The 24,220-nt window shown below is 41.5% G+C and carries 17 protein-coding genes; 4 read left to right on the top strand and 13 right to left on the bottom strand.

Annotated features, from left to right (window positions below; translation table 11 throughout):
• Positions 1-195 precede the first annotated feature (195 nt).
• The 3 genes from M472_RS39940 to M472_RS39950 all read left to right on the top strand — a co-directional run bounded on the left by M472_RS39940 (position 196) and on the right by M472_RS39950 (position 3,584).
• Positions 196-843, top strand: coding sequence for a hypothetical protein (locus tag M472_RS39940; protein ID WP_021071626.1), 648 nt, complete (start codon positions 196-198; stop codon positions 841-843).
• A 138-nt stretch (positions 844-981) separates the two neighbouring features.
• Positions 982-2,379, top strand: coding sequence for a DUF1800 domain-containing protein (locus M472_RS39945; RefSeq protein WP_021071627.1), 1,398 nt, complete (start codon positions 982-984; stop codon positions 2,377-2,379).
• An 11-nt stretch (positions 2,380-2,390) separates the two neighbouring features.
• Positions 2,391-3,584 carry a DUF1501 domain-containing protein gene (locus tag M472_RS39950; protein WP_022829428.1) on the top strand — a complete coding sequence of 398 codons (1,194 nt, stop codon included), beginning with the start codon at positions 2,391-2,393 and terminating at the stop codon, positions 3,582-3,584.
• 79 nt (positions 3,585-3,663) lie between these two features.
• Here the strand turns inward: M472_RS39950 and aspA are convergent, their stop codons facing one another.
• Together aspA and M472_RS39960 are read right to left on the bottom strand one after the other, a co-directional pair.
• Positions 3,664-5,073 (bottom strand): aspartate ammonia-lyase, encoded by a 1,410-nt coding sequence (gene aspA, locus M472_RS39955; protein WP_022829429.1) that lies wholly within the window; start codon positions 5,071-5,073, stop codon positions 3,664-3,666.
• 527 nt (positions 5,074-5,600) lie between these two features.
• On the bottom strand, positions 5,601-5,804 hold the full coding sequence (locus tag M472_RS39960; protein ID WP_021071630.1) for a Sec-independent protein translocase subunit TatA/TatB: 204 nt from the start codon (positions 5,802-5,804) through the stop codon (positions 5,601-5,603).
• A 278-nt stretch (positions 5,805-6,082) separates the two neighbouring features.
• Here M472_RS39960 and M472_RS39965 point away from each other — a divergent pair, with 278 nt between their 5' ends.
• Positions 6,083-6,508, top strand: a complete 426-nt coding sequence (locus M472_RS39965; RefSeq protein ID WP_021071631.1) for a nuclear transport factor 2 family protein — start codon at positions 6,083-6,085, stop codon at positions 6,506-6,508.
• A 123-nt stretch (positions 6,509-6,631) separates the two neighbouring features.
• On the opposite strand, the gene M472_RS44665 is transcribed toward M472_RS39965, so the two are convergent.
• From M472_RS44665 to M472_RS40010, 11 genes are all read right to left on the bottom strand, one after another.
• Positions 6,632-7,786: a TlpA family protein disulfide reductase gene (locus M472_RS44665; RefSeq protein ID WP_021071632.1), complete on the bottom strand. Its 1,155-nt coding sequence runs from the start codon at positions 7,784-7,786 to the stop codon at positions 6,632-6,634.
• Entirely contained in the window at positions 7,776-8,873 is a 1,098-nt protein-coding gene (locus tag M472_RS44670) for a TlpA disulfide reductase family protein (protein ID WP_021071633.1), read from the bottom strand. The genes M472_RS44665 and M472_RS44670 overlap by 11 nt, the downstream gene beginning before the upstream one ends.
• Before the next feature lie 66 nt (positions 8,874-8,939).
• Positions 8,940-10,313, bottom strand: a complete 1,374-nt coding sequence (locus M472_RS39975) for a RagB/SusD family nutrient uptake outer membrane protein (protein ID WP_021071634.1) — start codon at positions 10,311-10,313, stop codon at positions 8,940-8,942.
• A 10-nt stretch (positions 10,314-10,323) separates the two neighbouring features.
• A complete protein-coding gene (locus M472_RS39980) occupies positions 10,324-13,824 on the bottom strand; it encodes a SusC/RagA family TonB-linked outer membrane protein (RefSeq protein WP_021071635.1) in 3,501 nt (1,166 codons plus the stop codon).
• A gap of 26 nt (positions 13,825-13,850) precedes the next feature.
• Positions 13,851-15,008: a FecR family protein gene (locus M472_RS44675; RefSeq protein ID WP_021071636.1), complete on the bottom strand. Its 1,158-nt coding sequence runs from the start codon at positions 15,006-15,008 to the stop codon at positions 13,851-13,853.
• Positions 15,009-15,082: 74 nt separating this feature from the next.
• Complete coding sequence (locus M472_RS39985; protein ID WP_021071637.1) at positions 15,083-15,652, bottom strand: RNA polymerase sigma factor; 570 nt, start codon at positions 15,650-15,652, stop codon at positions 15,083-15,085.
• 131 nt (positions 15,653-15,783) lie between these two features.
• Positions 15,784-16,908, bottom strand: coding sequence for a discoidin domain-containing protein (locus tag M472_RS39990; RefSeq protein WP_021071638.1), 1,125 nt, complete (start codon positions 16,906-16,908; stop codon positions 15,784-15,786).
• 1 nt (position 16,909) lies between these two features.
• Positions 16,910-18,022, bottom strand: coding sequence for a SusE domain-containing protein (locus M472_RS39995; RefSeq protein WP_158499931.1), 1,113 nt, complete (start codon positions 18,020-18,022; stop codon positions 16,910-16,912).
• 16 nt (positions 18,023-18,038) lie between these two features.
• A complete protein-coding gene (locus tag M472_RS40000; protein ID WP_022829430.1) occupies positions 18,039-18,950 on the bottom strand; it encodes an endonuclease/exonuclease/phosphatase family protein in 912 nt (303 codons plus the stop codon).
• 1 nt (position 18,951) lies between these two features.
• On the bottom strand, positions 18,952-20,847 hold the full coding sequence (locus M472_RS40005; protein WP_021071641.1) for a RagB/SusD family nutrient uptake outer membrane protein: 1,896 nt from the start codon (positions 20,845-20,847) through the stop codon (positions 18,952-18,954).
• Positions 20,848-20,859: 12 nt separating this feature from the next.
• Positions 20,860-24,186: a SusC/RagA family TonB-linked outer membrane protein gene (locus M472_RS40010; protein ID WP_021071642.1), complete on the bottom strand. Its 3,327-nt coding sequence runs from the start codon at positions 24,184-24,186 to the stop codon at positions 20,860-20,862.
• Positions 24,187-24,220: the final 34 nt, after the last annotated feature.

The raw sequence follows: 24,220 nt of genomic DNA on the forward strand, positions 1-24,220 counted from the left end.
ACTAAAACATTCTATCGGTCAGGCTAAAACCTCATTTTTCAAGACAAAAATTAATGATAATCCCTTGTATCTGGACGAATTGTAAATGAGACATAGCGGTTTATAAATAGCAGCACATTTATTGCAACACTATAATTACTTTTGGATTCGTAAAATAATTCAAGCAATCTATATTAAAAGGTAAAAATCATAAAAATGACGACAACAAGCAATGCAAAAAATATCGCTGAAAAAATTCAATCCTTTGCCATGGGGTTTATTGGCTCTATGTTTATCGCTCTTGGGTTCAGCTATTTCAGCGAACAAGCATCCTACCGTATCCCTAGGATATTACTCCCTATCTATAATCTTTTGGGTAATGTAGGCTTAGCAATCGGGCTTCTAATCCTAGGAGCAATACTTCTATTTGCTTCTTATTCAAAGTTTAAGCGCAATGCCCGCCGTCCAACAGCTATACTGATTATACTTCCATTATTTGTAATATTTTCATTGGTGATGACGCATTTATTTGAAAACAAAGGAAAAAACGATACTGGACAATTAAATCCCACCAATCAAAAATCACATAATACGGACAGCATAAAAGAAGAGACACGTCCAACACTAGATAATGTCCAAGCAAACGAATATTTAGACCAGGTCGAACGGATAGTACAAGAAATGAGCAAATCAAAAGCTCAAAAAGACGACAAAGCTTTCGAACAACTGGAATCACAACACTTCGAACTGACAAGTAAACTCAGTAACATCATCCCTGACTTAAGCAAAACAGACAAATATCCAGCCTTTGCACATTACAATGCTTACCTAGCTAATAAGATAAACAAAATGCGAGGACTTTAAGTCTTCGCATTTTGTTCTTCACGACAGTATTTCTCTTTTCAAAAAAATAATTCGCAACCGATTGAACCTTTTACCATTACAACTGTCTAAGCTGCATATTATATAGTATGTAACCAACTCTTACTAGTAGACCTTGTCATGGAAAAAAACAAAAACCTTCACCTATTATGGCGCAGTGGATTTGGTCCCGATCTTTCTGATATTCGCGATGTAGACGAACTAACTACGCAGCAATTATGGAAAAAAATCAAGGACAACGCTTCAGCCACACTACCGGTCATTAGCCCCTCCTCTTCTTTCGTTCGCGACAATTATGACAACACGGGCAGAAGTGAACTAAGTAAAGAACAAAAAGAAGAATGGAACAGAAAAATAAGACAACAAAGCAATAAGGATATAAAAGAACTCAACAACCGGTGGATACAGTCCATGATCAACAACGATAATCAACTGGGTGAAAAAATGAGTTTTTTTTGGCACAATCATTTCGCTATACGTCAAAACAACAGCCTTTTACAAGAAGATGCCTTCCAAACCATCCGAAAGCACAGCGTAGGAAATTTTGCAGATCTGCTACGAGAAGTAAGCAAGTCTGGAGCAATGGTGCTATCCCTCAACAACCAGCAGAATCGAAAGCGCTCACCGAATGAAAACTTTGCCCGCGAAATCATGGAGCTCTTTACCATGGGGGTAGGTAACTACACCGAAAAGGACGTCAAAGAGGCGGCCCGAGCTTTTACAGGATGGGGAGTAAACCAAGCAGGACAGTTTACATTCAACGCTAAAGTTCATGACAATGGCACGAAAGAAATACTGGGACGCCGCGGCAACTTTGACGGAGATGATGTCATCGATATCATCCTACAACAACCACAGACCTCTATCTTTATCGTTACCAAAATATACAGTTACTTTGTAAATGAAACTATAGATACCGATAAGGTGGCGGCATTGGCAATCTCTTTTAGAGAAGACTACAATATCCTACGACTATTGGAGGTTATTTTTACAAGCGACTGGTTCTACCAACCGCAAAACAGATCCAATAGGATAAAACCCCCCGTCGAACTTCTAGTTGGCCTACAACGATTCTCTCCGATAATGGCCATGGAAGAAGCCTTGCAATACCGAATCCAGCGCTTGTTGGGACAGGCTCTGTTTTATCCTCCCAGTATTGCTGGTTGGCCATCTGGCAAGGCTTGGTTAGACAGCAATACCCTTATAGTAAGGCTGCAACTGCCCCAAATTATAGCAGGTATTGCTACTGTGCAGTTACAAGCAAAAAGCGATGATGATCTGAATATGGGACTCAGCAATTCCGACGACTTAATACGTCTCCAAAAACGGGGTAAGGTCACTGCCAATACTGCCTGGGATTCTTGGCTATCACAGACCAGCGAAACCGATATTACGACCACCATTAGCCTGCCCAATATCGACAAGCAAACCTTAATACTTTTACAAACTAAAAGTAGAGGAGACAAGAATAACTACGCCCACAACCTCATGAACTTACCTGAATATCAACTCTGTTAAAAAATCATGCTATGTTAATAAAAAGAAGAGAGTTTTTACAAACTACGGCCTTAGCAACAGCTAGCCTTTTTGTTCCTAAGTTTCTAAATGCCATGGCTGGCCGTACCTTACCTAATGGCAGACAGAGAGTACTGATAGTGATACAATTGACTGGTGGAAACGATGGTTTAAACACCATTATTCCTTATACCAATGATATTTACTATCAGAGTCGTCCAGAAATAGCAATCAGCAAACAGCAAGCGCTACGTTTGAATGACGATGCAGGCCTTAACCCCAATCTTCCTGTACTCAGAGAATTATATGATGAAGGACACCTTTCCATTATCAACAATGTAGGTTACCCTGAGCCCAATCGTTCACATTTCAGAAGCATGGACATCTGGCATACGGCCAGTCAGTCGGACGAATATTTGAAGACAGGATGGCTGGGACGCTATCTCGACAAACAATGTGATGACTGCCATCTCCCCACCCAACTTATAGAAACGGATGATATATTGAGTTTGGCTTTAAAGGGCCACAATCACCAAGGCATTACTTTTCGCGATCCGCGCATGGTATATACTAAAGCCCAGGAACAATTCTACAAGAACATTGGAGAGACACATCAGCACGAGCACGAGATGGCCGACTATCTATACAAGATGTTGGGAGAAACGATCAACAGTACCAATTATATATTAGAAAAATCAAAAACTAATCCTACTACGGCAGAATATCCCGCTACCGCATTTGGCAATCACTTAAAACATATAGCGTCGCTGATACGTAGCGATATCAATACCAGTGTGTACTACGTTTCTTTAGGCAGCTTTGACACGCACGTCAGACAACTTTCTAGGCAAACAGAACTATTCAAAGAACTTAATTCAGGTCTAAAAGTATTTACGGATGATTTGAAAAAAGCAAACCGATTCAATGATGTCATGATCATGACATTCTCCGAATTTGGCAGACGTGTAGCTCAAAATGGCAGTGCTGGAACAGATCACGGTACAGCAAACAATATGTTTTTTATAAGTGGCGCATTACGCCAAAAGGGCATCATTAACGAATTACCAGATCTATCCAATCTAAGCAATGGAGATCTAACCCATACCGTAGATTTTAAGAATATATACGCTACTATCCTCGACAAATGGCTAGACAGCAGTGTACCTGCTATCCTAGGGAAAGACTTCAAAACCTTGGGCTTTATTTAGGTCTAACGCCATATTTCGTTAAAACATTCCCCGGGTCTATAGTCGAGAATAGGACAAACCCGGGGAAGTCTATGTTTTATTATTGTGCAATAAATTTAGGATGGATCAAGTTCTCTACAGAATAGATCTCGTCCCATTTCATCTGGTCGATCAGCTTTCGCTCGATCACCACGATTTCGTATATGGATTTACCAGTCGCCAATGCCTCTTTTGCGATGGAGGAGCATTCTTCATAGCCAAGAATCGGGTTCAGCTGAGTTACAATACCTATGCTTTGCATCACCATATTTTTACTATGTTCAGCATTGGCCGTAATACCTACAACGCATTTTTCTCGAAGCGTATCGCAGGCTTTTGTCAAGTATTGTAGAGAAGTGAAAAGTGCCATTCCCATCACAGGCTCCATAACATTAAGTTGTAACTGCCCTGCCTCAGCCGCCATAGTCACCGTCACATCAGCCCCCATTACATAAAAGCAGGTCTGATTCATCAACTCAGGTATCACTGGATTAACTTTACCAGGCATAATCGATGATCCGGGCTGCATAGCAGGCAGATTGATTTCGCTGAGACCGCAGCGTGGACCACTACTCAACAACCGCAAATCGTTACAGATTTTACTCAGCTTTATTGCACTCTGCTTCAAAGTTCCACTCAGCTGTACCAGTGCACTGGTGTCATACGTGGCCTCGATAAGATCAGCAGCCAAAGTTACGGGTACCCCACTGATAGAAGCCAGGTATTTAACACATAGTTCTGCATACCCTTCAGGTGCGTTGACCCCTGTACCGATAGCAGTAGCCCCCATATTCACTTCGGTCATCATTTGAACGGCAGATTGCACATTCAATACATCCTTACCCAGCGCAGTAGCAAATGCGTTAAACTCCTCCCCCAATGTCATCGGTACCGCATCTTGTAATTGCGTACGTCCCATCTTCAGCACCCCTTCAAATTCCTTTCCTTTCGTATGGAATGCCTTCTGCAGTTCTTCCAAGGCTGTTATAAAGGAAGCCGATTTAAGATAAAGTGCTATTCGAAAAGCGGATGGATACGCATCATTGGTGCTTTGAGACAAATTGACGTCATTGTTCGGGTGTAGGTATTTATATTCCCCTTTTTGATAGCCCAGATATTCCAGTCCCAAGTTGGCTATAACCTCATTCGCATTCATATTCGTAGAAGTCCCTGCACCTCCTTGGATCAGATCACTTACAAATTGGTCTGTAAATTCACCAGCGATTAGACGGTCACAAGCGTATGCAATTGCGTCCGCCTTTTTTGCATCAAGCACGCCCAGATCCCTATTAGCCCATGCTGCCGCTTTCTTAACATGACCAAAAGCCTTAATAAAAAGGGGTTCACTACCGATAGATATACCTGTAATGTCAAAATTCTCTTTGGCACGCATCGTCTGTACGCCATAATAACAGTCGTTACTGATTTCTTTTTCACCTAAGAAATCGTGTTCGATTCTAAAAGTTGTCATCTTTATTGTTTGTTTACGTTGATTGTCTTCACTTGTCGATGTTTTAAAGCCAATGCTATCTTTTGTTCACTTGATGCGAATTTGAATGGTGCCAAAGACCACAAGAAACATTAAGGAAAGCTGCACCCAATACCGTAAAATCCAGCCCACTTGTCGTGACTGGAACAGAAAAATACGATCCCAGGGTAAATTCTTAGCATTAATAATCGATTTCTGTCAAATTTAGTAAAACTTCCATCATAACGAAGTCTTATTTTTCCAAAACCATTATCCGCCGTATGCTACACGGCTGCGCGAACAACTGTTAAGTTTACTGGAATAATACCTAGCCTATGAAAGACACCAAGAGTCTTTCTAAAAAGCTTGATTTTCTCGTCTTTGCGAGGAAGTATGACGACCGCCGAAGGCAGATGCGCAGTAAACCAATCTGTGTTTTAAATAAGTTAGATTGCCACACCATCGTTCCTCAGGTTCGCAATGACGACGATTTGTTGCTTTTTAGACAGAGTCTTTTGTAAACACGCAGATCAATCCTCCTTTTCTTCAGGGCTCATCTGCTTCTTTATCTCTTCTTTCACCCCGTCCTGTGCACTTTTAAACTCTCTGATCCCTTGTCCCAATCCACGAGCCAGCTCGGGCAGTTTTTTACCCCCAAACAGAAATAAAGTCACGACAAGGATAAGCATGACCTCGCTGCCACCCAAATTAAACACACCACATAAAAAGCCCATATTCTTTTATTTTTTAAGTTTTCCGATGTAAATATAGACTACGTATCAATGTGTTAATACTTTATTAAAAAAATCTAATGTAGTCTAAGAATTAGATTAGAAACCAGACCCCGATTCCTCCGCTGTCAATTTTCACCGAAACAATCTCCGATTTTACCGAAAAATAAAATTCATTGGTCGAAAGTCAATTTCCCAGGAACCTATCTGTGCTTACTTTTGAATCAACAAATACGACAAGCGTTTATTCAAAAAATAACAACAACTAGAAAGAAATTAACATGAAAACAACAATCGCAACAATCGCAACCCTTTTTACCTTAGCATTTGGATTCCATGCATCAGCCAAAGAAACAGCCAACCCGCTTAAGAAATTAGACAGCAAGGCTATTGCTTTGACCTACCTTCAGACCATATCTACGGGCAATGTCCTATACAACAAGCACCTCTATACCAACGATTTTGAATATCGCAACAGCTCCAATGACCAGGTATCCAACAAGACACAGTATCTGCGCTTTTTAAAGGAGAATAAAGGATTACAATATGACTGCAAAACCAGTTATGAAATACTGGACGAAGCAGGCAACACAGCTGTAGGCAAAGCAACCATGACATTCAAGAATTTCACGCGCATCGACTACATTACAATGCTACAGACAGCGGATGGATGGAAAGTCAGTAAAGTAGTAACCACCTACCCTTAATCGAAAATTGATTTTTACTATAGTTTTTATGTTTAGGCCCACAGTAATGTGGGCTTTTTCATTCATAAAAAAACCGTAGGCGACACACCTACGGTTTTTCAACATATTATTGTCCTGCAGCAACTACAGGATAGAACTCAAAAACTTCGACAGTTCCTCACCACGTAGATTCTTAGCTATTATCTTTCCATTCGGATCAATCAGAAAGTTAGTTGGAATAGCCTGTACCATATACAATAGTCGCGGACTCTCCTCTCCCTTCTTATTGTCCAACACATGGACAAACGGCATACTATCTTCCTTCAAAGCTTTCTCCCAAGCAGGTCTGTTCGAGTCAATAGATACTGCGAAAACCTCAAATTTTTTGTCTTTAAACTGATCGTAAGCAGCCTTCACGTGCGGCATCTCTCTTCGACAGGGGCCACACCAGGAAGCCCAAAAATCCAAGAGTACATATTTACCCTTGAATGCTTCCAAAGTCACCGTCTTACCATCTAACTGAGCGAGCTCAAAATTAGGTGCTACCTGTCCTACATCCGTCTGATTATAGCGCTTCAGATGCGTTTGAAAATTCTGCAGGTAATAGCTTTCCTTTCTGACTTCATCGCTAAAGAGTGACAGGAACGCCGTCAATCCCTCTTTATTCGATTCAGGAGGGCAATATTGCGAAGCCAATGTGGCCCAGGTCAACGAATTTCTATTGGCCGCTACCTTTTGCATAATTTCTTCGCGCTGCAACCCGTAACATGAATCCAATATGCGTCCTTCCTCTTTCAATACCTTCATGTTTTCTTCTGTCTGCGATACCGTATTGTAAGCGTGGAAGGCATCGTTATACCGTTTTCCGGCAGCTTCAATCGCCTCGTTTGTCACAAGACTTTTCTGACTGTTGTCGAAATCATCCATGCCCTTCGAGCCGCTGATCTTTTCGTCTCGCAAACTCCCATCGGCGATAACCGCATGGATTTGGATCGGATCCTCCCCAGCGATAAAAGAAATAGCAGGACGTTTCATAGATGGTCCCAGATCTCCCAAAGACGGTACATGCAGGGTATAGAAGCGCTGATCGCTAACATTGATGTTCGCGTCGAACGAAAAACTATCCTGCACAGCAGCAACCTTTGCCACCTCTCCTTTGACAGGATCTATAAATCTGACCTCTTGATTTCCCAGACCATCGATTCGCCCGCTTATCGTGACCGACTTTTCCTGTGCTTGCACAAAAGAAAATCCACAGAGTACGGCGAGACCGCTTAAAATAATCTTTCTACTGTTCATATCGTGTTTTTAAATACGTAAGTAATTCTTCGTGATCTATATTCTGATGGATGACCTTTCCATTTTCGTCAATCAGAAATAAAGTAGGCAGCTGCGTTACCGAGTAAGCTTTAGCAATAGAACTTCCCTTGATACCCACGAGATCGGACACCTGCATCCAAGGAATCCCATCTTTCTTAATAGCATCCTTCCAGAGATTCTCCTTATCGTCCATCGATATCGATACAATCTCAAATCCCTGGGATCTATATTTCTCATAGGTTGGTACGAGCTTCCGGTTTGCTACACGACATGGAGCACACCAGGAGGCCCAAAAATCCACCAATACCACATTGCCTTTTAGACTAGCAAGGTCAAATGGTTTTCCATCCACTGTTTTTGTCTTAACGGCAGGAGCCTGCTGTCCGACTAAATATTCAGACTTTTTCTGTTCGTAGTACTTGTCCAATTCCTGATAAACATACGAATAGCTCAGGCTTGGGTCGAACAAGCGCTTCATACGGTCCAGTTTGAGGTAGTTCAAAACCGCAAAGTAAGGTCTGTTGATATCGATTATAGCCAGTGAACTCGGATAGTTCTCAATATATCGATAACGTGTCGAGTCCAATTGCTCGCTCCATTCTTCCATCAGGAGACTCAGCTTTACTTTTCCTTCAGCATCAGCATGCTCATACTTCTGCCCCAACACCATCATCGTATCCTGTATTCGCTTGTTTTCAGCCTCGTACCCTTTAGCTATCGCATTCTGAACCCCACCGATCACAGGACTCGGCTTCGCCCAGTCTTCCTCTATACGGGTATAAAAGGTAGCAGGCTCCAGGTAAAACGACACACTTCGCCGTATACCCTTCACTGCGACACTCGCCGAATAAGCCTTATCCACCGAACCCACAAATTCAAACTGATTATCCACGACAGGTACCGAATCCAGCAGCTTCCGGCCGTTTTCCATCTTGTACAGATAGGCCCATGTCAGCGACTTATCCGTGACGACCTCTCCTTTAATTTTAAAATCGCCCTGTGCGTAGACCCCGCCGATAGAGCACATAAAGGCAAACAGTAAACTATATAGTAAGTTTTTTCGCATATAAATTGTGTGTAAAAAACAACATAGAGGAGGCAACAAATCCTCCTCCACGAGTATGGTATAATATTACCTTGGGTTAGGCAGAATATTAGGATTAAGCAGCATTACCTTAGCTGGAATCTGACTTACGAAATTCGGAGAACCTTTTTCCAGTTTAAACTCCTGATAGGTATTTGCTCGTGTATACGTCTTCGCAAACATTGGATCTTTATCCAAACGTTTCATATCATACCAACGTAGACCTTTACCGAACAACTCAATCCTGCGCTCGTTGATCACCAATTTCAGCGCTTCATCTTTATTGGCAGCAGCCAGATCTTTATAATCTGAAGGTGCAAAGCGTTTCTTACGCAATGTATTCAACTGTGCCAGGGCCTGGTCCACACGACCTGCACGCGCATGATCTTCTGCGACAATCAGCATCATCTCAGGAACGGCGATATTGTAGTTAATGTCTGCAGTAATATAAATTGGATAAAGCTCTTCAACAGGAGTTCCGTCTCGGTAGGTAGGACTCCAACCAAACTTCAATCTCAAATCCTTTGCATCGATTACCTCAAGCAAATCTGGCGATATGTGCGAATTGGTTAATATTGAAGTAAATGAAGACGCAAAATAAGATAACATTTCTGGATGTTCATATAGCCTTGGTACTACCTTCCATCCTAGTGCAGGTTTAGTTGGATCCTTAAAAGTCAATGTATTGTAATCAAATAGCGTCGTATTATATTTTAATGCTTCTGTTGCATTCGCAGCTGCCTTCTCATAGTTGCCCATATTAAGATACAATCTTGCCAAAATCCCGTAGGCACCTGCCTTGTTATTTCGGTACACATTCTTCCCCACCTCTGGCAACAAAGGCAGTGCCTCTGTCAAATCTGACAAAATTAAATCATAAACTTCTTTCACAGATACACGCTTCGGTTTTGCTTCCAAATCAGGCGCTGTTATCAATGGCACCCCTAGATCTGTATCAGCCGTTGTCGCGTCATAGTAAGGCGCATACAGCAATATTAGATTCAGATAGGCGTACGCCCGATTGCATAAGGCATTTCCTTTTACGATGTTTTTACGTTCTGTAGTACCATCAGGTATATTGTCCAAGGCTTGCAAAATAATATTTGCATTATAGATATTATTATAATTGCCATCCCAAGCTCCGTCGGATTCGGTATCTAGATAATATTCTGGTGCCCAAATATAAGTTTTAGAAAAAGAACTACTCATTGCAGCACGAACCGAAGCATCAGGTACAAAAACACCATCTGACATTCGTTCCAAATACCCGTTACCGTTACTTTTATAGGAAGGGTTTGAGGATAACTCCTCGTAATCCTGCATCATCTTGGGCATAAACAATCCTTTAGGCCGAATTTCCAAATAGTCTTGGCAACTGGAAAAAGATGTTGCTAATAATATGGCGAAAAATATTTTTTTCATTTCAATCTAATTAAAGGGTAAAGTTCAATCCAAAGGTTACCACCTTCGGTTGTGGCAATTGATAAGTAGCTCCAGATACGGCTTCGGGATCGATACCTGACTTATTGGCCTTCCAGAGATATACATTGTTAATCTGCGCTACAGCGCGGATGCTTTTAAAAGGCAATTGTCGTAATATCTTGCGGTCCGAAACTGTATAACCCAGTTGTATTTCACGGATCCGTAGGAAAGAAGCGTCAAAAACTGAATTGCTTGACAATGTCGCCAAACGCATAATACTTTGCCCATATTCATCAAAATCATCCTGCGATACCAACGCTGGGATATCAGTCTTTTGCTCATCCCCAGCCTGCTTCCATCGATTCGCTATTTTATTATTGTAGGCACTATTTGTAGCATAGCCATCCATACTAGGCATTTCCATACGCGCTTTTTGCCCTGCATTAAATACAGTAAAGATTGATAGGTTGAACCCTTTATACATAAATTCATTGTTCCATGAACCACTATAAAGCGGACGACTCGTTCCGTTGAGTTCCAAAGAAGCTAAGACAGGTTCTAACACCTTATCACCATTTTCATCATACGTCTGGGGTCTCCCCTGTTCATCCAATCCAGCCCATCTATAGCTCCATAATGACTCTCGCTCATAACCTTCCAGATAAGGCACCACATTGCGCGGTCTATTAATTACCGGATTCGTATCTGTAATTCTATTGTATAGGACGTTACTTTTATTATAAGCAAAATTGACACGGGTATCCCAACTAAACTCTTTATTACGAATAATACCAGCTGTCAAGCCTAGCTCGAGCCCTTTGTTGGACAATTCGGCTGCATTGATAGAAGCATTCGTTAATCCCACTGTTGGATCCAATGTTTGACTGCCCAGTAAGTCATAGCTATATTTATCGTAATAGTCCAAAGACAACGTAAATCTATTATGCAACACCCCTACATCAACACCTGCATTAACTGTTCTTGTACTTTCCCATCTTAATTTATCATTAGGAGGTGTTTGTAAGCGTGCGACAAAACTGTCAGCAATAGTATTAAAGAAACGAGTAGCGGTAAGGTAAGTTGTTGTTTGTCCATCACGATCAAAATTACCCGTAACACCGACAGTTGTTCGAAAACTCAATTCTGAGATAAAATCAGTATTAAAGAATGCTTCATTATGTGCCAACCACTTTCCACCAACACTCCACAATGGCGTCTTTCTCAACTTAGGATCAGCACCGAATAGGTTGGAGTAGTCATTCCTAAAACTTCCAGATATAGTATACCGTCGATCATAAGTATAGGCTAGCGTCGAATAAAACGAGTACTCCCTGTTTTCTTTGAATCTCATCTGGTTATAAGAAGAAGCATAATACGATTGTAGCTTATTTTCCCAATCTCTGATTCCCTTAGCCAGCACTTTAGCATCGATGTCCTGTGAACTATTCAATTCATCATTATACCCCAATAATCGCTGTTGCGTGTCATCGGTAATATATTTACTGATATCAAAACCAACTAGTACATTGATGTAATGTTTATCTAGTAGAGTCTTTTGATAATTAGCTTGATTTCTCGATGCTATTCGTCTACTGCTACTATTGGTAACATCCAAAACGTCACCTATGGGAATCATTTTTTCATACTTCTTTGTAGTAGCATCATAGGTTGTAAACCGATTAATAAGATTACGAGTAAAAAGACTTTGCTCATCATTAAGATTACGTTGCCTTCCTCCCAAACGCTCATACACAAAGTCATTAGACACCGTCAATCCATCGATGATTTTCCAATCTAATCCGAAGATACTGCGGACACCAAAACCTGAAGTCCGGTTGTTGGCAAGATTAGTCTCCTGAACTAGGTTCATCCCGTAGTCCAAATATCCCAATCCCAATAAACGATCGTTCTCTATTTTGTTATAACCGAAGTAATTATTCACTAAGTTTCCATTCTCATCCTTTAGCATCTGATAAGGTTGCAGCTTTCTAATTTCTTCCATCAATGAGCTATATCCTTGATTACCCCAACCATACTCCATCGCGATATTACTACGCAGACTAACAAAATCGGCAAGCTTATAGGTCATCCGATTCGTCAAGACCATATTCTTATCCTGTGTTCCTCTAGTACCTGCAACACTATAGTCAAAATTGGCTCCGGTATAGTAACTAAAGCGATCCGATCCTCCAGAAATAGAAAGGAAGTGCTTTTGATTAACTGCATTCCTTAACAACAGATCGTCAACCTGTGACTGATTATCCATTTCTGCCAATAATCCCAACTGTCGATCTCGTTCTGCAAGGTCGATCTCGTTGCGATCATACGCATTAATAATACCTATAGATTGAGAATACCCAGCAGAAGTACCTCTAAAGCGACTTGAATTGATATAACCTTTATCATACTGTTCCTTTTCATAATCGATAACCTGAGCTGCATTCGCACGTTGCAACGCGGAATAATCAGGACGCATCTGTACACGTAAATTTCCAGCGTACTGAATAACTGGGCCACCTATTTTTCCTTTCTTTGTGGTAATAACAATAACCCCATTGGAAGCCTGCGATCCCCAGATAGCTGCTGCTGCTGCGTCTTTCAATACCCTAATATCTGTTATTTCGTTTACATCAGGCATAATTGTTGCAGGAAAGCCATCTACAACCATTAATGGAGCTGTACCCGCTCGTAAGGAACTTCCTCCTCTTACTCGCATATCTGCTTTTCCATCAGGCGTCGTATAACTATTTAGTCCTGGTACCGAATTTTCTAAAATATTGTCCAAGGAACTGTTGTTTCGACGCTCAATTTCCTCTTCTTTCACCCCAGCGCTAGCCCCTGTCGTATTCTCTCTAGATATACTCTGATATCCCGTGTAGACAATATCCACATCCTCGATCTGGGTCTCCGCAACACGCAACTGTACCAATACGGGCTGATTAGCCGCTTCGACCACATAGTCCTGTGGCTTGTAGCCCAGATAGCTGATCTGTAAATGCACCGGAAACTTGGCTGCCGTTATCCTGAAACTTCCTTTAGCATCCGTTACTACTGTCGCATACTTGCCCGAGCTGCTGTATTTAATAATAGCTCCAGCAATAGCCTCTCCCTTTTCATCAATAATACGCCCTACTACATCCTGTTTTACCGCTTTCCGCATATTATTTGGGTTAGACTTAATGATCACGGTTTTCTTGTGCAGGGTATAGTCCAAGGGTAATCCTTCAAAAAGGGCATCCAGCACCTCTTTGATATCTCCTTTGACCGATACATCCACACGTGTACCCGAAAAATCGCCTCCCTCCCAGAAAAAATGATAACCACTGTCCTTTTTTAAGGATTCAAAAATCTGGCTCAGACTTTTCTGTTTGGCCTCTACATTCAACGTTTGTGCATACGAAAATCCGGGTGTACTCTGCATGAGATACAGACAGAATAAAGCTGTACCAACCTGTTTTACTACAGGAATACCGCTCCATCTCCAGTTTTTTCTAAAAGTAAACTGCTTCATAAAATACGATTAGATTAGAATTATTATTATTGTGTTAGTTTTACAACCATTTGATTGTCTCTGTTATAAACGCGGTACTTCATCTTATCCTGTATCAGGATATCCAACACCTCATTGAGTGTATATGATTTCGGGATATCACCATGATACTCTCCCTTAGGAATTCCCTGCTCTATCTCAAAGCGTATAGGATACCATCGTGCCAGCTGTTGACATACCTCTTCCAGTGAGGCCCCATGGAAACTAAAGTAACCGTCACGCCAAGTCTGCGGCTCAGACTCGCTGATATTTTTGAAATCAAGGAGATTATTTTCCCGGTTAAACAGACCTTGTTGCCCCGGTTTGAGCAACACTGTTTTGTCCGTTCGATCCGAAGCATTCAGCGTCTGTAATTTGACCGATCCCTCGTAAAGACTCGTACTCGAGACCGGTTCGTCTACGTAGCTCTTAATCCGAAACTTAGTTCCTAATACCTCAACTACCTGTTTCTCTGAATGCACTTGAAATGTAGCGAAATGATGGGCATCGATGGGTTGTTTGGCCACCTCAAAGTATGCCTCTCCCTGCAAAAATACAGTTCTGTCCTTACTGCCCAATTGCTTCGCAAATGTCAGTTCCGAAGCTGCATTCAACCAGACCTTCGAACCATCCGGCAATAATATTTTACTCTCCGTACCTATTGGTGTACGTACCGTATGCTTAGCATTCACCTCCTCGGCTACGCCCTCTCGGTATTCATAGGCGATATAACCATCCTCGGTTTTATAGAGCAGCAAGTCCTCCGACAGCAAGGTATCACCAACTGCTATCGTGTTGATCGAAATAGACTTATTATCAGCCGTAATAAACTGAGCAGATGCGGCTGTATCCACTTTCACAATCAGTGGCTCTTCTTTCGATTGCTCCGGTTCCATACGAAGTACTGCCGTACCTATTCCCACCAACAGCACTACTGCCGCTGCCGCCCATTTGTACCAAGGCTTGATAACAGAAATACGCTTCTCGCTTACTTCTGGTAATTGACGACCAATACGATCCAATCGAAACTGCATTTCCGCTTCGTCGATAAAAGCAGGCTCCTGGGCACGGTTATTATACCAGCGGTATAGTGCATACCGTTCCTCCTCGGAGATATCTCCGCTATTATATTTCGCTATTAATTTCTGTACTTCTTCAGGTATCATGGTCAATGATAAAAATTGCTTATATAGATAAAACAATTTTAACGACCAAAGGATATATAAGAGTTTGAGAATTATTAACCAACAACCATTAAAGTAATGATTACCAGTATATTATTTTTCAATATTTTTAAAGCTTTGGACACTTGTAGTTTCGATGTTCCTTCGGTGATCTGCAAAAGAGCAGCTATTTCCTTATGGCTAAGGCCTTCTTTTCTGCTCAGCAGAAAGATTTCTTGCATACGCTGGGGCAGCTTCTTGATTTCGGTCTCGATGATCGTCGCAAGTTCCTTTTCTAACACCCACTGATCCGAAGCCTCCACATCTATTTTTTGCTGATAAACTGCATGTTCCAGATACTTCTCGATTACTTTATCATGCTTCAACTTGTTGAGCACCCTATTGCGCGTCATACTATAGAGGTACCCCGAGATACCGATACCATCAGGAATAAGCGCTCTTTTTTCCCAAAGATCGGTATACACCTCCTGTATCACATCTTCCGTATCATCCATATCTCGCAATATGGCATAGGCATGCCTGAACAGCAATTCCCGATATTGTTTGAAAGCCATATCAAATGCCAAACCGTTCCCCTCTTTAATGAGTTGACCCAAGTTCTCTTCTTTGATAACAGGAGATTTCATATCGCTCAGGATAAGTTTTGGATTAGTAATAAATGCATATAAAGTGCCAAACTTAGTAAATGAGCGAAGAAAATACAAGAAAGCCGCACTTCTTTCGAAATACGGCTTTCTGACACAACTTAATAAACTACTTACTCGCCATAAATATGGATATCTCCAAACACGGCATAAGTTTTACTAGCCCTTAACATGTCTATACGAATATATCTTGCGGTATGAACGTAAGGCAATAGATACATTTGTTCGCCCTCTACTGTACGATTAAACTCAACCTGGAAAATCGGATTGGGGTCTTTACTTGCATTTGCGTATACATACTTATCAGCAAAAGTGACACCATCGGTACTCAAAGAAATATTATTGTCCCAAGAAGAATAATCCTCATCTCCAAATTTTCGACTAAGACTCAAGCCCTGTATCTTATGTTCACGTTTCAGATCGATAATGACATAATGAGGATATTTGACCGCCGTTCCAGAAACCTTGGTCCTCCAGTACGTTCTCGGATTACCATCCAGCAGATTTGTGGCTGGAGCCTGCTCCGATACCGTCTCTTCCGAGGACGCCACAATCGTCCAACCATCATTCTCTATCCTTTTAAATCCTAGTGCAGGTCTCACAGTAAAAGTTTTTACCCTCGTATTTATATTGTTATCATATTTTACCTGAACTAACATTGTATAATTATTATTCATGTCGAGATTCGGTATCGTGTATTCCCTAATGAGGCGATCCGCTTCCAACTCTAGGGACTTATCATCATATTTAATCTCAATAATTGCGGATAGATCCTTAGAGTTTTCCCATACGACACGCGCACCACCTCCGCCCCCATAAATTTGGATACCATTCAGCAGTTTCTCTAACTCATCACTAGGAGCGAGCTCCACGAGCTTACGGCCTTTTACACTCATCTCCTCGGCAAACTCATTAGATACAGAAGAAAAAGCTCTTACAAAAAACTTATAGACAGCATCGCTCTTTAAATTGACCGCTATCGACGAATACTTCTCTGAAATTGGTTCTACAATGATAATCTTTTCACCTCCTTCCAAATAACTGACTTCCACCTTATCATAAGTCCTATCACTAGGGTTCTCCCATATCAACCGTACTCCGGTATCAGCAGATTCGGCCATCAGGCCTATAACTCCCAATAACCTATTATCTATAGATTCCTCCTCTTTATCTTTACAGCTAAATAAACTGATTCCGATCAACAAGATCAAGAATCGTATTGCATAAGTCTGTTTCATTTTAGTTTATTTTAACAAATTTCACTTTCATACTTTCTACATCCAGCTCCACATCATAGCGTCCTGTCTGTTCCGCTGTTACTCGCCACTTCCAATCTTTCAACATACTCACCATCACATCCAAATCTCTATCAATAGAACCATCTGGTTTCATCGGACGAAGCTGCAAAGTACCTGAAGAGAAGTTGGCCTCTGTTGAAAACTTAAGTTCACCTGCCACTAAATTCGTTGTTGTTCGACAAATATGAGGACGATTAGGATCCCATGTCATCAACACAGGATTAGTCCATAGCGTAGGTGTAGCCGACCCTCCAAAATATATATTTGCATAAGGCACCTCTTGAATCGCAATACGCAGATTAGTTCTGTCAAACAGCACAGCATAGATTCCGTCCTTAGGTATTTCAAACCGATCAACACCTTCACCATTGTCCTCATTTACTTCTATCACGCTACCTCCTTCCCCTTTACCAAAAGATGGGAACTCCACATCCATTACTTTAGCAATCAAAAACTCTCCTTTTTGCAGCTTTCCTCGCCAAGAATAAAGCTCTCCTGGCACAACTTCATTCATTTCGGAACTAGTACCTGCCGATATTACATCTCCATAGATGAATAAAGGCTTCGATTCTACATCAAACGGTTTAATAATTACATCACGTGTAGAATAGAGCGGTTTGATAAATTTATCATCCGAACTCACCTGTGCAATCACCCTTATACTGACTGACACCTCACCTGTACCTTGTACTTTCCACTTCTCTCGCAGTATACGCTCCAGCTCTTCATGCGTAAAGCTTATAAAAAACTGTTCTTTAGCCACTTCTATAGTAGGAATGGCTGTTGTAAATCCATTTTCAGTTACATCCATCTTAAACAGATATTTAACCGGATACAATGCTTCAATGTCTTTTAGGGGTTCCCATGTTACCAACAAGGCCTGCACCCTACGTTTCGTAGGATCCAACTCGATTTTCTTTGCAGACACCTCCAGTACAATAGCGTCATCCACTCGATATTGACTGACCAAGTCTTCAAATGGTTCGAAAAGATTTGCTTCCTCTTTACAACCAAAGAAAAGCAGGACGATAACGAATAAATATATTTTCTTCATCAGTTTCATCATAAAATTAAAACTCAATATCAACACTTACAGGCAGGTGATCTGAAGCAATATTACCTGTTGTAAAGTCATCATCGATAACTTTATAACCGAGCACCTTTATAGACTTATTCACTAAAACATAGTCAATTCTCGACGTTGGCACCTTAGTAAGGTCATAGTCATAAAACGTACCTACAGGCCCCACTGCTGGACTAGTTGTCACTGTTTTGGAATCCCATAGTACCGAAGAACTAGTCAGCGTGGTCAATACATCCGTTGTAGGCTCTGCATTGAGATCGCCTGTCATTACCGCAGGATTATCTCCCGCGATCTCCTTGATCTTCTCTAACATCAACTTGGAAGACTCCAATCGTGCCACTGCTCCTTGATGATCATAGTGTACATTAAAGAAAAAGAAGATTTTTCCACTGACCAATTCCTTAAACTGAATCCATGTACAAATACGATTTATATTGGCGTCCCAACCCTTCGAAGGCACAGCAGGTGTTTCAGACAGCCAAAAGGACCCTGTACTTAAGACATTGAATTTGTCTTTTCTAAAAAGAATGCCTGAGGTCTCCCCTTTTAACTTGCCGTCATCCCTTCCCACTGCGATATACTCATAATTTTTATCCATTACGATATCGTCCAATTGAGATATCACTCCTTCTTGCGTACCCAATATATCAAATTCATGGGTATCAACTATCTTTCTGACCCATTGCTTTCGATTCGCCCAATCCTTTACCCCTAGATCACTGGATGTGATCAGGCGCAGATTATAGCTTCCAACATGTAGTTTCAACTTATTTTCGTTTTCTGTGGGGATCTCATCGATACCATCCTCAAAGTCCCGTATCAAGCCCTCTTTGCCTCCGCAACTCAACGCAAAGAAAGCAACGATAAACAATATCCAATATTTCATTGTTGTCTTCATTTTACCAATATTTATTCTGTACGAGATTACTATTATTATCCAAGTAAGTCTGATAGATAGGCCATAGATAATTTCGTTTGCCGAAAGATCTAGTCATGTATGCCGTTCTTGTATAAAAACTATTATTATTTGCACTTCGGTTCATGCCATAGATAGGCGTTTTAAAAATCTCCTCACCGATTTTCCATCTACGGATATCATTATAGCGAATATCGCCTTCCAGCGCAAACTCGACTCGGCGTTCTTTTCGAATCAGTTCTCGAACAGTTTCCTGATCACTTGCGACATTGATTTGATCGCTATTTGAACCATAGCTAGGTATCCCAGCCCTTTCCCTAATCAAATTCACATACTTCATAATATCAGGATTACCCGGATCAGACTCATTCAAAGCTTCGGCATAATTCAAATAAAACTCGCCCAGACGCAAAATAATAGCTGGCTGATAAGGCACATTTCCATTTTTAGGATCCGCCTCCGGATTAATACCTTTTCTATTCAAATAGCCACTTTGTGGCGAATCATGTGTAGGCCCTCCATCCACACCACCGCTTTTAAAAGCAGTCTTACGGCCCGCACGAGGTATCCATTGGTTATCATGCCATAGAGTAATATAGAATCTAGGCTCCCGATTGATATACATATTATATGTTCCTACATCCGATACGAGACCTTCCGTCTTGGCGGCATCCCCGAGATTATATTTCGTATTGGGATAGATATTCGCAGCAGTTGAAAACCCCGTCTCCACATAACCTGAAGCCGGATTCACAATCGGACCACCATTAGCATCATAACCGGTAATCGGTGATCGTCCATTTTTCATAAAAAAAGCATCGACCAAGTTCTGTGTCGAACCAAAATAACCTGAACCTCCAACAAATCCTCGCGGATTACCTATTGAATTGTACCAATTGCGCGCATTAGTAGCACGGCCAAAAATAATTTCTTTATTCACATTCGCAGTTTTCAAGAAAAGATTCTGAAAGGATAAAAAGGGATCTATTTTACCATTTCCATAAAACTCTTTGTATAACTCATAGTTACCTTGTTCCGCCAAATCCAAAAATTCGCGGGTCAAATCCGCTGCTCGCTTCCACTTATCAGCATCATAATTCTGTGGAAAAACAGCCTTACCATCGGGGTTTACTACATCTGCAAAGTCGGTATTACCATTGAACAGTGGCGATGCAGCATACAAAGCCAGCCGAGCACGTAGGGCCATACATATCCCTTTATTGGGCCTTCCAAACATTTGATCGGGATTACTGTAGTTGACAGGGAGCAAAGTCGCTAATTCAGTGTATTCCTTGTCTAGCCATGCCACAATCTCATCTACTGGAGTACGTGGTAGTACCATCTTTTCCAAAGGTGTATCCTGATAGAACATGGTAGTGACCAATGGAAACGCACCATATATTTCCAGCATTTTATGATAATAGAAAGCAATCAAAAAGCGTGCTTCCAATTTCATCTGTCGCACCATCTCCGCCGTTTGTCCTTGATCCTGCAGAGGCTTGACATTTTCAATAAACAACATTGCCGAACGCACATCTTTGTACGCATTGCCCCATATATCGATCGGCGGCTGCATTGTTGGGTTTACCCCTCCCTGATTATTGGCCACAATCCATTTCCAGTATTCATTAAACTGTCCCATCGCTATCGCAATCTGGGCATCGTCAGTAAAAAAAACTGAACCCCATTGCCGCGTGTAATCCATCAAAGGATCGGGCACTTTATTATATACACCAGCCAACCATTCTTCTGTCCGTTGCCTATCGTTGAATACCATCTCCATAGTCAGGGCATCATCGGGCATCTTATCTAAAAATTTGTTACAAGAACTCAGCACCAGGCTTCCTGTACACATACATATCCATATCAATTTTTTCATGTCAGTCTCTTTTTAAAAAGTTATATCTACCCCACCCGATATAATCCGTTGCAGCGGGTATTTCAATCCATTTTGAGAACCAATTTCCGGATCCCACATTTTGAAATAAGAAAAGGTCAACAAATTGCTTCCTCTTAAAAAGACACGTGCATTATTCATCCACATCTTTTGTTGCGTTGATTTGGGAAGCGTATAGCCAACTTCCATATTTTTGAGTCGCAGGTAGGAAGCATCAACTAACCACCAGGTAGAATACATCATATTATTACTACTCTCTATGTTTGAAAGTCTAGGCCATATAACATTGCTAGAGGGATTTTCAGGAGTCCAACGATCATCCACATTAGCATAGATATTCCCCGTACCACCACCGCCACTTCCTGGCACCAATGTAGATCCCTGCAACATATTACTAAAATTTGTTGCTCCCTGAAACAAGAACCCCATATCAAAGTTCTTGTATCGTGTGTTTAACCCAAATCCAACAATCGTCTGGGGCACATATGGCTTACCGATCGGGGCACGATCGTATGCATCTACCTTTCCATCTTTGTTGAGATCACGATATTTGATATCTCCTGCTCGCACTTTTCCAAACATTGGTTGAGCTATACCTTCCTTTAGTATTCCTTTCGATTCATCCTCAAAATCTTTAAACTGGTACAGACCTTCGGCTATCAAACCGATATGCTGATTAAGCGACTGCCCGGTCTGAGCTCTCGTTGAATATTTCAGATTATCCGGTTCATCAAATTCCACCACCTTGTTTTTTGCATAAGTTACATTTCCGCGTGCCGATAAAAACCAATCCTTATTAATCTGATGATTGACTAAAAATTCGACTTCTACGCCTTGATTATCTACTTTTCCAAAATTGGCATAAGGCGTAAGGTTGAATCCGGCAGTTTCGGGAATAGTCTTACGCTTCATGAAAATATCTCGTCGTTTCTCCCTGAACCAGTCAGCTTGTATATGTACCGTATTATTCCACAGCCCCAGTTCCAGTCCAGCATTTAGCTTTTCAGCTGTTTCCCAGGTCATGTCTGCTATTCCAAAATCTCCTTCTCGCCACGCTTTTGCATAGTTGAAGTTATTGGTATAGCCAAATGAATAGGCACTTACCTCATCGATTGTTGATATGTACGCAAACCTTCTCGTATCTATCAGTTGATCGTTCCCTACCAATCCCCATGATCCGCGGAGTTTCAGCTTAGAAACAGTAGCTCTCCAAGGCTCGAAAAATGCTTCGTTAGAAGGCATCCATCCCATCGCAAATGAAGGGAAGAATCCGAAGCGTTTACCCACTCTAAAGTTTTCTGAACCATTATAACCGAAATTAAACTCTGCAAAATATCGGTTGTCATACGCATAGGCGGAACGAGCTGCTATTCCGGTATTTCGAAAAGGCAGAGACAATATAGATGTTGAAGCACGCTGGTCGACAAAATCCCGCATATTGAAGAGCATCAATCCATCTACATTATGTTTTCCTCCGAAAGTCCGGTTATAATTCAAGCGACTTTCAAAATAGATAGTACGGTCGCCTCCTGAATCCCTGCTATAATTCAGGAACTCCTGTCCTTGGTCCACATCGGTTGTAATTAACTCACCTTCTTCATTCCGTCCCGTAGCAAAAAATGTACGCGGAGTCTTCGTCCTCTTCTGATTATGAATATTATAAGAATCAAATGAAGCCAACACGCTCCCTTTCAATCCCTCTAATACAGGGAACAGCATACCGATATCCTGAACCACATTGACCGAGGTTTCCAGATTGCTTTCAAAACGTAGCTGATAGCCCGTCTGTGTTGCATCTGACCAGGGGTTGTACCGTGCTGCAATCTTAGCTATTTGTCCATTCGAATACACAACAGGATGGCTATTGGGCGGTGTGTCCATCGCCCTGCTCAGAATCGAACTGATCCCAACCCCAGGCGCACGACGTTCATTTATAAATCCACCGATGCCTACGGCCACTTTTGTCGAACTGGTTAGATTTAGGTCAACATTTGATCGGAGATTATACTTTTTCATTCCCAATTGAGAATCATAGTTTTGCCTATCATCTGTCACAATCATTCCTTTTTCTGTAAAATAGGCCATAATGAGACTATACTGCAATCTTTCCGATCCACCGTTGATATCGAAACTAAGCCTGCCATTACTGCTATAAGGCTTAGTTACAGCATCCATCCAATTGACATTGGCATATAAGTCAGGATCATAGCCCATCTCCGTTCTCTTGATCCTACTCTCCTCAAAGGATGGTGCCATCCCTGATAGAATATTCGCCGCATTGATTGTCTCCATGTATTTAACAGCACCTACAAACTGAGGCAGTTTTGTCGGCTCCGAGATTCCATAGTCAGTCTTAAACGTTAACTTCGGCTTACCTTGCTTTCCTCTTTTGGTTTGAATGAGGATTACACCATTAGCCCCCCTAACTCCGTAAACTGCTGTAGCTGTTGCATCTTTTAATATGGAAAAGGATGCAATCTCTTCTGGAGAGATATTGTTCAGGCTTCTTTCGATACCGTCTACTAGTACTAAAGGGGCCGCATTGGCACCAAATGTATTAATTCCACGTATCCAAAAATCCGAGTTATCATATCCGGGTTCACCACTGCGCTGTACCGCTATCACACCAGCGACCTGACCTGCTAGGCTATTCGATATAGACCGGGTCTGGTTAGATTGCAATACTTCAGGTTTTATCGTCGTAATAGCACCAATAACACTTTCACGTCGCTGTGTACCGTAACCTACTACAACTACCTCATCGATATTACCTTGTTCCTGTACAAGCTTAATATTTAACTCAAGGGATTCCCCCACAACAACATCTTTAGGGACAAAACCAACCAACATCAATTGTAGGACATCTCCCTTTCCTGCCTCAATAATAAAATTACCGTACTCATCCGTTGACGTGGCTTTTGTGCTTCCCTTCACCCTTATTGTCACCCCTCCCAACTTGACATTCTGCTCATCCCTCACCACACCATTAATTCTTCTTTGCTGCTTTCTTTTTTCATTGCCTGTTTTAGTGACGACAATATTCCCAGTATGTTCGCTCACTTTGAATCCTTTTTCCTCCAACAATTTGGTAAGCAGGACATTATTATAGCTCGATTCGACCATAATCGGAGATATGTCATCTAGGTTATACGCAAATCGAATCTTATACTTAGACTCCAATTTGCTAAGCACATTAACCAGCGGTTCCTTATTGTTCGTAACCGATGCCTTCAAGTCTTTAAGATCCTGACCAAAGACCGTCCAAGGTAACGAAAACAATAGTCCAAAGGCAGTCAGCCTTCTGAGTTGTCTTACATCCATTCAATAAAATATTAAGGTTATTTTTTAGAGAGAA

The organism is Sphingobacterium paucimobilis HER1398 (genome assembly GCF_000416985.1).
In the GTDB taxonomy this organism is placed as follows: domain Bacteria; phylum Bacteroidota; class Bacteroidia; order Sphingobacteriales; family Sphingobacteriaceae; genus Sphingobacterium; species Sphingobacterium paucimobilis.